This is a genomic window from Porphyromonas crevioricanis, assembly GCF_900167225.1.
In the GTDB taxonomy this organism is placed as follows: domain Bacteria; phylum Bacteroidota; class Bacteroidia; order Bacteroidales; family Porphyromonadaceae; genus Porphyromonas; species Porphyromonas crevioricanis.
The window spans coordinates 22246-34656 of the sequence record NZ_FUXH01000017.1; the positions used below are offsets into that span (position 1 = coordinate 22246).

Annotated in this window: 9 protein-coding genes; 7 read left to right on the forward strand and 2 right to left on the reverse strand. The window is 45.7% G+C overall.

Annotation, left to right across the window (positions count from 1 at the left end; all coding sequences use genetic code 11):
* Positions 1-310: 310 nt before the first annotated feature.
* Positions 311-2488, reverse strand: coding sequence for a thiol protease/hemagglutinin PrtT (locus B5D48_RS08050; protein ID WP_023937322.1), 2178 nt, complete (start codon positions 2486-2488; stop codon positions 311-313).
* 83 nt (positions 2489-2571) lie between these two features.
* On the opposite strand from B5D48_RS08050, the gene B5D48_RS08055 reads away from it, so the two are divergent.
* The 7 genes from B5D48_RS08055 to lipA all read left to right on the forward strand — a co-directional run bounded on the left by B5D48_RS08055 (position 2572) and on the right by lipA (position 10441).
* On the forward strand, positions 2572-2793 hold the full coding sequence (locus B5D48_RS08055; protein WP_023937324.1) for a hypothetical protein: 222 nt from the start codon (positions 2572-2574) through the stop codon (positions 2791-2793).
* Positions 2794-3220: 427 nt separating this feature from the next.
* On the forward strand, positions 3221-3835 hold the full coding sequence (locus tag B5D48_RS08060) for a hypothetical protein (protein WP_023937327.1): 615 nt from the start codon (positions 3221-3223) through the stop codon (positions 3833-3835).
* Positions 3836-4031: 196 nt separating this feature from the next.
* Positions 4032-4451, forward strand: coding sequence for a 6-pyruvoyl trahydropterin synthase family protein (locus B5D48_RS08065; RefSeq protein WP_023937330.1), 420 nt, complete (start codon positions 4032-4034; stop codon positions 4449-4451).
* Positions 4452-4464: 13 nt separating this feature from the next.
* Positions 4465-5061, forward strand: coding sequence for a 7-carboxy-7-deazaguanine synthase QueE (locus B5D48_RS08070; protein ID WP_197711758.1), 597 nt, complete (start codon positions 4465-4467; stop codon positions 5059-5061).
* 5 nt (positions 5062-5066) lie between these two features.
* A complete protein-coding gene (gene porE, locus B5D48_RS08075) occupies positions 5067-7328 on the forward strand; it encodes a PorE family type IX secretion system protein (protein WP_023937332.1) in 2262 nt (753 codons plus the stop codon).
* A 48-nt stretch (positions 7329-7376) separates the two neighbouring features.
* A complete protein-coding gene (locus B5D48_RS08080; protein ID WP_023937333.1) occupies positions 7377-9563 on the forward strand; it encodes a S9 family peptidase in 2187 nt (728 codons plus the stop codon).
* Positions 9563-10441 carry a lipoyl synthase gene (gene lipA / locus B5D48_RS08085; RefSeq protein ID WP_023937334.1) on the forward strand — a complete coding sequence of 293 codons (879 nt, stop codon included), beginning with the start codon at positions 9563-9565 and terminating at the stop codon, positions 10439-10441. Before B5D48_RS08080 ends, lipA begins: the two co-directional genes overlap by 1 nt.
* A gap of 812 nt (positions 10442-11253) precedes the next feature.
* Here the strand turns inward: lipA and B5D48_RS08090 are convergent.
* Positions 11254-12411, reverse strand: a 1158-nt coding sequence (locus B5D48_RS08090; RefSeq protein WP_143742832.1) for an InlB B-repeat-containing protein, incomplete at its 5' end; no start/stop codon positions are given.

Consider the following 12411-nt stretch of genomic DNA (forward strand, 5'->3'; position numbering starts at 1 on the left):
TCTCCTGTGTTAGCAAAATTTCTCTCAGGAGAGAAAATTGACCCTCTCAGAACGGCCTATTCATCGGCATTTCAAAAGATCGATATAGAGCGTATAAAAAGGGAGGTTATCCGTTTGTTCGTACAGTCTTTTCTTCTCTCTTTCTCCACTTTTTGTCGCGAATAAGAATTTACAAAACATATCAGTTTCAATAGCAGGAAATAGACAATCCTTCTCTACCCCTCCTACGTGTAGCTATGAAAAAATAAGGCTGTGGTAACTCGACAAGGGAAGCCGGATACCACAGCCTTACTATTCTATCTGTTGGAACTTAGTCTTTCTTCACCAACTTGGTTTGTTCTTGTCCTATACGCAACAGGTAGACAGCTACTGGCAACTCACTGAAATCGACAATCTGCTCAGTTGTCTGTAACAAACCTCTTCTGAGCAAACGACCATCCATGGTATAGAGAGCATAATCGACCATGTCTACTCCCGGATTACGAAGTATTACTTGTCCGGTTGTTGGATTGGGATATGCGAGCATCTGCTCTCGGCTTTTGGGGTTGGAGATATACTCGTCCCAATAATTTCTAACCTCGACCTCTCCCAACTCTTGCCAATCGTATTCTCTGTCAAATCTGCCAAGAAGAGTATAGGTACCTGCCAGGACTTCTAGCTCTTTTACTTCCAAATGCAACACAGAAGAGGCTCCATTTGGTGCAATTTCTGCCAATTGGCCTCTGAAAGAAAATGGTTTGAGAGCTTGATTTTCTCCCTTAGGAGTCAGTTTTAGGAATAATAGCTCTCGCTGTTCATCTATTCCGCTGTTCGTAAAAAATACATCTATCGTACTCGGCCCATACGAACGGAGGTCACTCTCAACCTTTTCGATTTTTACATCAAATTGTCTGGCTCCGACCACTCTGATATTCAACTTGTCAGCCTTGTCTATGTAATAATAAGGATGAGGAATATCTGCGTAGGAAAGCAATGGTATCCAATCAGCTCCAGGGACATCAGTACGTTTGGTGATGAAAGTCACCTTATTAGTACCTGGCTTGAGTAACTCTGTGTCGAATTTATAAGGGATACTGATAGAATATTTATAATTGACGGTCAGTTCTTTTTCGTAAGCTTGCAGGTCAGTGCTTTTTCCTTCCGAGTCTGTTATACGGACACCGAAAAGGAAATTAGGCTTGAATTCGTTGATGCAAGTTATTCGTGCTTCTCCTTCTATTTTTTGACCTGCATCTCTCACCTTATGCATGTCATTGAGACGGAAATCACAATCTCCAAACTTGTCATCTGCTCCATCCTTGTCTGGCTCAAGACCGACAATAATCTCTTGCAGTATGGTGAAGGTACCGTTTCCGGCCCCTGCTCCCAACTGCAGAGGAGCTAGAAGTGTCAGGCGGAAATATCCATTAGACAATCCACTCCAGCCCCAGTTGAAGTGGTAGGTACCATCAGCTTTATAGCCATCACAAATAAAGGCATGACCAGATGTTCTGTCTGCACCGGCATAGTATAAGGGTCTTTTCTTGCTCAACTCAGTACGCACAATTTTCTGCCATTCATAGGCGGTGGTAGTGTGACGGTCAAGCATCTTTATGCTCTTCTTGTAGAAAAAATTGTTCCTTAGAGCTCGTATCACGGGGGGAGTGTAGGCATAGCTTCCTCTATTCGAATAGGATGTATTGATAGATAATCCGACATCACGCATCAATGCACTTAGAGCCAAACGTTGTTCCTTAGGAGCATTCTTCTCGTCTACAGTTCCCGGCATATTCTCCCAGTCATAGGTCTGGCCCAATTCTACGGAATACTCGTTCCCATAATAATCCGTATACTCGTTCTTTCCCTGTCCTTTTTCCGGCCAAGTATAATAACGCATCAATTGTGCCACTGCTGTCGCCACACAACCAGTATAGATGGCCCCCTCGGGAAGTTGCATATTGTATGGTGCAAGCTGATTCCAACGGATGGCTTTGCCCTCCCATGGACCGGTCTCCATCAATGGCAGTACAGCCTCAGGCAGATCAGGATACTCAAAGGAGGAAAAGGTAGACACATCAATTCCGGAAGCTATAATAGTCTGTATTTCGTGCTGATAAAGACGGAGGAAAAAGGCTAAATTGTCCGGCAATTGCTCCATGTCAATTTGTCCTCTGTCGGAATAAGCCAGTATTTCCGGAACTAAATCGTCCCCGGCGACAAGAGCAAAACCGGCATTATCACCACGGTTGAATACATAGAAACAAGGCGTAAGCGACTCACCCATAGAGCCAAATCCGGCGGCTTGTATATCCGCATCCATCATCACGGTATGTGTCAGCCTTATTTCTCCTTTTGAAGTTATGTTTTTCTTCAAAGGTGAAGGCTTCTCCATTTGTTCAAACAAGCGTGTAGCAATCAAGCTCGCACGCTCCGAATCTATCGGCCCGGCCACTGCAGCCCATATACTTAACAGAGAGGCCAGCGTCAAGAGAATAATCTTCTTCATCATTCAGTATCTTATAAAGGTTGGTTGATTAGATAAAGGTTGACTAAAAAACTTGTTGGCGACAAATTTACCAATAATCTAAAACCATGAAACAGGAAAGATTCGGGAGCCTCGATAAAAGTCCTCTGGAATTGTTTCTCACTCCCTCAAAAGACCTTCTTAGCGAGCCTCTTGCCAGACTTCGCAAAAGCAGGAATTGGGAGAAGGAATTGAAACCAGAGGATGTAATAGGGCAGAGACACCTCACCCCTCGCAAAACCAGCATTGCCGACCGGAGTTTCTCGATCGATCCCAAGATTGCTTGTTAGGAGTTTCTCGAGTAGAGATTAGAAACTTCTATTCCATTCTTGCATCAGCTATATTTGTAACGAATTTGATGATACACAACAGCTTCCTATTGCGGATAGACAAGCATTTCTCCCAAACAATACATTCAAATAAGAATGTAATTGAAGAAACCTTCGGTCATTTTTTCATATCTTATCTCCATAACGACACAAAAATGAGAGAGAAAATGGGACAAAAGATTTCGATTTGTTGGCTACACAAATGTCAATTGTTGTTTTTTCACAAAAACAGTCTCTCGTCGGATTATTTAATTATATCGTTAGAAGGAAAAGAACGATAGAGCCCGAAGTTCAGCCTAGAAGAAATATACTCGAACCTATTACGGATTATTGGCTGCATCCTTTTTATCTGAAGTAGTTTCTCAACATTTAGAAAAATCCCCGACAAATGAAATTCAAAAAATCAATAGCCCGGAAAGCAGAGCAAGAACAGCCTCTAAAATTTACGCAGCTGATTGTTAGGAGTCTCCTTTTCCTATTAGGATTTACCCTATTTTGGCTTGCCATTTTAATCATATCCAATGTGGCGAAAGAAGAGTTATTTCTATCTGAAATTCCAATTGTTTATACATGGTTAATAAGCTTACTTCTTGTCATTGCACCATGGTTGTTGTATTTAATTTTTATTACTGGAGACAATACTTTTAGCAAGATGCTTCGAAACTTCAAATTGTATGGAGCATTCGGCACTCCCCCAGATATAGGGCTAAAATGGTGGACTGTATTCATAATGATGATTGTTTGTATCTATTTCTCCCAACCGAGCTTGTATTCCAATATAAATGCCCTGTATCATGAAATTGTCTTCAAGGGGAAAGCTGTTTTAAGCGAGGAGGAGCAAAGTAGAGACAAACGCTTTGTGAGGATTTCAGTAGAAAACAGAGGCGAACAATATAGATTCGAGGGGAAAGCAGAGCAATTCGGACCATTGCTAAACAAAGAAGTTCATATTACTGTCTACCAAGGGCTATTCTTCAAGTATGCGTTGGTAAGTCAGCCGTGATTGACACGAATTGCTGAACCAACGGAAAGCTTATTCATCTTTTCCTCCGAAGCTCACTTGTCGCCTCTACTTGTCTCACATATCAAACCTCAACTCTGCATCAATCCCATGATTAGGGGCAAAAACCGTATCTTTGGGAGCTTCTGGGAATAGACGGGAGCGTTTTTTCAGCAGCTGAACAATACGCTACAAACCAATGATTACAGCCGAACGATACCACGACATCAGCATGGGGCACCGAGTGGTGGGGCACCAACACAAGTGTAAACATTTGCATGGTCACAACTATCGCATACACTTCTGCTGCATTTCGGACGAAATAGACGAGCTGGGTATGGTGATTGATTTCGGCACAATCAAATCCACCCTCTGTGCCTATCTGGAGCGTGAATGGGATCATAAGTTCATGATCTGGCAGGAAGATCCGCTATTGGAGCAACTTCAAGCCATTGTACCACAGGACATCGTGATCGTTCCCTTTAACCCGACAGCAGAGAATATGGCTCGCTATCTGGTCGAAGATATAGCTCCATCTTTGTTGCAAGGCAGTCGGGTGACCCTGCACAGCTGCCGAGTAGAAGAAACAGCTAAATGTTCGGCAACCTATTCTCTGTAAGAAGATGAAGCCATTGCTCGTAAAAGAGATATTCTACAGCCTGCAAGGCGAAGGCGGACGCAGCGGTCGGCCATCCGTTTTTGTGCGACTTTCCGGCTGCAACCTTGATTGCTCTTTTTGCGATACGGATTTTGCCCATGGTCGTCCTATGCAAGTCCACGAGATAGCCCAAGCAATAGCCACATACCCCTCTCGGGAAATGATATGGACAGGGGGCGAGCCCAGCCTACAACTCACTGATGAACATATTGCCTACTTTGCCGTTCTAGGCTACTACCAAGCTATTGAAACCAACGGCACCCATACTCTTCCACAAGGACTGGATTATATCAGTTGCAGCCCAAAGCATCGCGATTGGTCTCTGCTTGCCCGGATCTTCCCCAAAGGAGTGAGTGAATGGCGCTTTTTGATAGAAGCAACAGGAGAGCTTCCCCCACACGAAAGTCTCCTGCCTGCTGCTCATCACTACTGCGTAAGCCCGGTTTTCCAGACTCAACCTAAAGGTGATATGGCAGATCCACAAGCCCTGAAACGATGTATAGAATACTGCCTGGCGCATCCGCGCTGGCAGCTGAGTATCCAGTTACACAAACTGATCGGAATAGCCTAACGATTGTGAAAAAGCTGTACCATATCTGCTGTTGCCTGCTCCTGCTCGCTTCGGTGCTCAGTTGCAAGAGCATAAAGATCGGTGATGCGGAGAAAGCCGAACACAATGGAGAGTATCATAAGGCAGCAAACTACTACAACATCCTCTACAAACGCACTCGCAAAGACAAACGAGAGCAACGAGCCTATCTGGCTTGGCATGCCGCAGAGAATTACAGTCGTCTGGGGCAAATGAACAAGGCCCTATCTTCCTACCAGTCTGCTCTGCGATACAGATACCCCGACAGTTTGCTCTACCTGCGCATAGCCAACTCCTTTCACGGCTTGGGCAGATATAAGGATGCACAGAAATACTATGCCCAATTCGCCCTTGCTCACCCACAGGATCCCAGACGAATACTCGGAGAGGAAGGCTGCCGGATAGCAACGTCAGGACAAAAAACTGCGATCTATAGCATACGCAAATCCCCGCTGCTCAATTCGCCCAGAGGAGACTTCTCCGCCACCTATGCTCCCGACGGCTCCGCCATATACTTCTCCTCCAGCAGAAGCAAAGACCCTTCTATTAGCCCCAGCGATATCACCGGCCTCAACCCTAACAATATCTATTACACCAAAAGGGATAACAAAGAGAAATACAGCAAAGCTGACTCTCTACCTGGTGGGGTCAATACTGATCAGGACGAAGGCACACCAGCTCTTAGCTCGGATGGCAAAACCCTCTACTACACCTATGCCGAGCAAAATGAGTTATACTCTCGTACTGCCAAAATATATAGCTCCAAAGCATCGGGAGATGGTGGATGGAGTAGCGGCACAGCTGTGGAACTGTGGAGCGACAGCCTGAGAATGGCAGCACACCCGGCACCAAGCCCTGATGGTAAATGGCTGTACTTCGTAAGCGAAGGAGGAAGCTCCCGTGGGGGGAAAGACCTTTATCGCGCAGCTATCACTCAGGAGGGATTTGGCTTTCCGGAAAATCTCGGAACAGACATCAATACCATAGGGGACGAACTTTTTCCCTATATGGCCACAGACTCGACTCTCTATTTTGCCTCGAACGGACATCCGGGGCTTGGTGGATTGGATATTTTCTGTGCCACACTCGACTCTGTTGGGCACTGGGATGTGACACATCTGGCTCCTCCAATCAACTCTTCTGCTGATGATTTCGGTTTTGTATTCGATCCTACGGAACGGTCTTCCGATGACCCCATAGCCGAGAGCGGTCTATTCTCTTCTACAAGAAATGATGCCTTGGCTCGACCACACTTGTACGAATTTTACCGTCCTGCAATTCGCCTCTATATAGAGGGCTATGTCTATGACCGAGAAGGGGAACCGATCCCTCAAGCAGAGCTACGCATCGTGGGAGACAAAGGCCCTGTGGGGAAAGGTTTGGTCTACACCAAAGACGATGGCTCATACAGGATAGCTGTCGAAGGAGCCTCCGAATACGTCATGCTCGCCGGAGCATCCTCTTTCCTCAACCGCTATGCACGTATCCAGACCGACACTGCTCGGCAAGACGAGGTGTACTATGTCGATTTTTACCTCGCATCTCGTCTGACACCCGAAGCTCTCAAAGATATTTTCTATGATTTCGATAAAGCTTCGCTACGCCCAGAAAGCAAGAAAAGCTTGGATGAACTAATAGAAATCCTAAACGACAATCCGGATATTTCCATACGCCTGACATCTCACGCAGACCGCAAGGGATCGGATGCATACAATTTGGATCTCTCCGATCGCAGAGCCAAATCGGTGTGCGACTATCTTGTCTCCAAAGGAATTGATTCTACCCGGCTGTATCCCATCGGCTGCGGCAAACAGCGACCCCGCAGCATAAGCAAAGGATTGGCCAAGACATACGACTTTCTGCCTGAGGGAACAATCCTGACAGACTCTCTCATTCAGTCTTTGTCGAGTGATCGACAGCAGATAGCAGACCAACTGAATCGACGTACCGAATTTAGTGTCATACCAGCCGCAGAGTTGGTAAAAATGAAACAGCAGACTGGAGCAGCAAAGCAGCAGGCCCTGCAACCAACCAAGGAGAAAAACGCCACGGAGGAAAAACCGGACGAAGGAAGGACGAATAACAGAGAAATCAAGGAAGCAACAACAGAGCATCAAAAGGACAATAGAGAGTTTGAGTCCGGAGAAGAAGCAGCAGGTAAAGAGAAAACAGAACGTACTCTCAATGAGACCGATAAGCTCCCCTCTTCTGTTCCTCAAGACAGCACAGAGTCTGCCAAACGTACCTAAGAAGAAAACAAAGTCGAACATCGAAAGAAACCAAAGCAAAACCAAGATATGACAAGACAAAAACAGACATTCATAGTCATGGCTCTTGTGGGCCTGATCGCTGTATTGCCTCTCTCAGCTCAACAGAAGAAGAGAATAACCCTAAGCGAAATTACCGGAGGGGACTTTCAAGAATTGGGAGCCAGAGGTACATTCCGCCCCATGGGAGATACCTTCTACACAGAAAAGACAAAAGACAATACAGCTATTGTACGCTATGAATTCGCCACAGGCAAAGTCGTGGATACGCTCTTCAGTACTACTTCGGCCAAAGACTGTTCCTTTGATCACTTCGATGACTACATCGTAGGTCCTAATGGCACTCATATCTTACTCCTCAACAAAAAAAATCCGGTCTACAGACACTCCTACACAGCAGAAGTCTATGACTATGATGTCAGACGCAAACTTGTGAAACCGCTTTCGGAGCAAGGAGGGCAAATCAGTATCCCGACATTCAGCCCCGATGGTCGTATGGTCGCATTTGTGAGAGACAACAATATCTATATCAAAAAATTCGACTTCGACACAGAAGTTGCTGTGACGACCGATGGCAAGAAGAATGAGATAATCAACGGACAAACCGATTGGGTTTACGAAGAAGAATTTGGACAGACAAAATTGATGAGTTTCAGCCCGGATGGTTCTTTTCTGGCCTATGGTCGCACCGATGAAAGTCTGGTGAAAGAATATGCCATGCCCATGTATGCCCCAGCCGGAAAGCTCTATCCCGAAGCCTATCGTTATAAATACCCCAAGGCAGGGGAGCAAAACAGCCGCCTCTCCGTACATCTGTACAACATAGACAATCGCTCTACTAAGACGGTGCAACTACCGAATATGGCAGACATCTATATTCCACGGCTACAGTTTACTTACAAATCGGATGAATTGGCTGTTGTCACCCTCAACAGACAACAGAATCTCTTGCGGATGTATTATGTACATCCCAAAAGTCTGGTAGCAAAACTGATACTCGAAGACAAGAATGAGAGATATATAGACGAGCAAGCCATAAGCTCCATCCTTCTACTTGCCGATGGTTTTGTGTACCTCTCCGAACGAGATGGATGGCAACATCTCTATCAATACAATGCCAAAGGGATAATGCAACGGCAAATAACCAAGGGAGAATGGGATGTGACACGCTTCTACGGAATGGATGGGCAAGGAAACATCTACTACCAAGCAGCCAAAGAAAGTCCGTTGCGTAGGGAAGTCTACCGTGTAGATCCGAAAGGGAAAACACTATGCTTGAGTAATGCCAAGGGTAACAATCATGCCCGGTTCAGCGGTAACTTCTCCTTTTTCATCAACAATCATAGTAGCATCGATACTCCCTTGGAGGTTGCTCTGTACAGGACGAAGACTCCCAATAAACCTCTACGTATCCTGCAAGACAATGCAGCTCTAAGGAAGAAATTGCAGGGCTACGAATTGGCCAAGAAAGAATTTATCAAAGTGAAAAATGGAGCCGGACAGGATATGAATGCATGGATAGTGAAGCCTCTTGACTTCGACCCGAACAAACAATATCCACTCCTCATGGTGCAATATAGTGGTCCTAACTCGCAACAGGTGGCAGATCTTTTCCGACTCGATTGGGAACAATACCTCGCAGCCAATGGGATCGTTGTAGCCTGCGTGGACGGACGAGGCACTGCCGCCAGAGGAGAAGATTGGCGTAAATGTCACTACCTCAAACTCGGCACATTGGAGACACAAGACCAAATAAGCGCAGCCAAAGAATTAGGGAAACTACCCTATATAGACGCCTCTCGTATAGGGATATGGGGCTGGAGCTATGGAGGGTACAACACTCTGATGAGTCTGTGCAAAGGAGAGGGAACCTTCAAGCTGGGGATAGCTGTAGCCCCCGTAACCGATTGGCGTTACTATGATACTATATACACAGAGCGGTATATGCGCACTCCACAAGAAAACGGGCGAGGATACGACGAAGCCTCCGTTCTTCGCTTTGCCAATCAACTTCGTGGCAAACTATTGGTTATCCATGGCTCTGCCGATGACAATGTACACCTGCAGAATACAATGAATCTCACCAATCTATTGGTAGAGGCAGGCATACCTTTCGAGCAGGCAATATACACTGATAAAAATCATAGTATACCGGGGCGCAATACCCGTCTACACCTGTATACTCGCATGGCCAATTATCTTTTCGACAACCTCTAATGACCACAGAAGAAACACCTCTGCAAGGGCCCAGAAAACGCCCTCTGCGCAAACCTGAGTGGCTCAAAATCAGTCTGAGTGCAAACGACCACTTTGCCCGCACGAAAGACATAGTAGACAAGCATTGCTTGCATACGATCTGCTCCAGTGGTCGTTGCCCCAACATGGGCGAATGCTGGAGCCGTGGCACGGCCACCTTTATGATTGCCGGAGATATATGCACCAGAGCTTGCCGATTCTGTAACACCAATACTGGCAAGCCCTTGCCTCTCGACCCTAACGAGCCAGCCAATGTAGCACGTAGCATCGAGCTGATGAAGCTCAAACATGCGGTGATTACCAGTGTAGACCGAGATGATCTCCCCGACTATGGGGCGAACCATTGGGCAAATACGATTCGACAAATCAAGGCAACCTGCCCCAATACGACCATAGAGGTACTGATACCCGATTTTCGAGGTCGAACAGACCTCATTGACCTCATTATAGCAGCCAAGCCAGATATCATATCGCACAATATGGAAACGGTTCGGCGACTAACTCCCTCGGTAAGACATGTGGCAACCTATGATTGCAGCCTGCACGTACTGGCACATATTGCAGCCGCTGGTGTCACAACCAAGACTGGGATCATGCTGGGATTAGGCGAAACGGAGCAAGAGGTTTGCGAGTTGATGGATGACGTGCTCTCTGTCGGTGTTTCCGTGATCACCATCGGCCAATACCTACAACCCTCCAGACGCAACTTGCCAGTAGAGGAATATATTCGACCGGAGCAGTTCGAACGCCTTCGCCTGATTGGCTTGGAGAAAGGCTTCCGACACATAGAGTCAGCACCGCTGGTTCGGTCCAGTTACCACGCAGAAAGGCATTTGTAGAAACCGTTGCACAAGCTCAAAAGGCCCTCTCCAGACCTTTCACTGAAAATCTACATGGTCTTTCGACAAAATCTCAGAATAAGAGTATTGCACAGAGCTTGCTAAATGTATTGATGTAATCTTCACAGGCAACGTTATATTTTGTATTACTACTCTTATTTGTATTATCGGATCAGACTGTCTTTTCGCTCAAATTAGTGGCTTTTTAGTTCGTTTTTCCCTCTCTTTTTTGATACTCATAGGAGTCGCTTTTTACTAACACAGGAGAGAACAAAAATTATCTCCTGAGGAAACGAATGCTCTCTCCCGTGTTAGCAAAATTTCTCTCAGGAGAGAATTTTGACCTCTCCAGAACGCTCTATTCATCGACATTCTGGAAGGTCAATAAGAACTCATAAAAAGAGGTGCATTCACTTGTCTCTATGATCTCCTTTTCTTCTGTTTTTCTGGATTTTATCGAGGAGTGAGTTTTTACAGAACTTATCTGTTTTAAGAGCGGAAAATAGGATATTATCTCTTCGTTTTTCTCTCCCTATTGACTCTCTTTTTGAGAGTGTCGTGGTGCACAATACTCACTGCATAAAAAAAAGCCGGGGTAACGAGAACGCATTGTCTCGTCACCCCGGCTTCACCATGGCGATGTGTCGTAATACGCAAACAGCTGTGTTACTTGCGACATTCGGCTTCGGTTCCATACTCCGGTATGCTCCCTTCAGCCTCAGTATTAGTGCCTTGCATTTTGCGCATTCTAACGCATCTAAATGGGGCTGTGGGCAAAATTAAATTTTGCCACAGCCCCGTTAGATTGATTGTTACTTCACGATAAGCTTTCTTACAGCTCCGTCTATCGTCAGCAGATAAGTACCTGCAGCTATCGAACTCAGATCGATACGAGCAAAGCCCTCTGCACTGGTTCGAGCAGAGATCAGTGTGCGACCATTCATTGACAGCAAGCGGATTTGAGCATCTGCATTGGCTTCTACCAAAACATAGTCAGTTGCCGGATTCGGATAAACACGAACACTTTCAGAAGCAACAGCTTCGACAGAGTCGTCCAAAACAAACCTTGCTACTACAGTAACATTGCTGTTTACAACGAACTTCTTCGTCTCAGTAATATTCTCTTTCCCGGCCAACAAGCTTTCTAACTTGAATCCCTTCGAAGGAGTCACTACTACTTCCAGCTCTGTACCAGCCACTACCTGAGAAGCCGAAGCAACAGGATTGCCCTGCATGTCTTTCAGGCTAACACTACCATTTTCGGTCGGAGCAACCACAACGGTATACTTTATCACCTTCTGAGAGAATAGGGCTGTTACCTCCGTATCCTTTTCTACCTTGAATGTCTTTGCTACGAAAATATCCGTATCATTAGCCTTAAGTTCTTTCAGCTCAAATCCTTCATTCGGAGTAGCGACAACAGTTATCATACTACCCTCTTCCACTTTTGAACCAGAAACAACTTCTTGCCCTTCGCTATTTTTCAGAACAATAGTACCATTTTCTGTGGCCTTCACAGTAACGGTGTACATCTTCTGAATAGGTTTGAAGCTGACAGTAAATATCACATTGTCATTAGCCTGATATGTACCTGTATAGGTACGGTCAGCTCCAACTGTCATGGCTACTGATGTTTCGCCAGCCATGACCTTATCCAACTCATAACCTTCATCAGCTACGGCTGTCAAAGAAAGAGTAGAGCCTTTGTCCACAGTAGAACCGGTAACAACTGCATCTGAGCCGTTCTTCACAGAGAATTGTCCATTCTGAGGAGCTGCATAAGTCACAGTGACCTTTTCTTGTGGCTGTTCGGTCTTTTTGAAAGTAACAACAAAGGTTACACTGGCATTAGCCTGATATGTACCTGTATAGGTACGGTCAGCTCCAGCTGTCATAGCTACTGATGTTTCGCCAGCCATGACCTTATCCAACTCATAACCTTCATTGGCCACTGCTGTCAACGTAAGCGT

Excerpts from the sequence above, each read along its gene's own strand:
- B5D48_RS08065 (WP_023937330.1), top strand. The coding sequence starts at position 4,032 with ATGATTACAGCCGAACGATACCACGACATCAGCATGGGGCACCGAGTG.
- B5D48_RS08060 (WP_023937327.1), top strand. The coding sequence starts at position 3,221 with ATGAAATTCAAAAAATCAATAGCCCGGAAAGCAGAGCAAGAACAGCCT.
- lipA (WP_023937334.1), top strand. The coding sequence starts at position 9,563 with ATGACCACAGAAGAAACACCTCTGCAAGGGCCCAGAAAACGCCCTCTG.
- B5D48_RS08050 (WP_023937322.1), bottom strand. The coding sequence starts at position 2,488 with ATGATGAAGAAGATTATTCTCTTGACGCTGGCCTCTCTGTTAAGTATA.
- B5D48_RS08080 (WP_023937333.1), top strand. The coding sequence starts at position 7,377 with ATGACAAGACAAAAACAGACATTCATAGTCATGGCTCTTGTGGGCCTG.
- B5D48_RS08055 (WP_023937324.1), top strand. The coding sequence starts at position 2,572 with ATGAAACAGGAAAGATTCGGGAGCCTCGATAAAAGTCCTCTGGAATTG.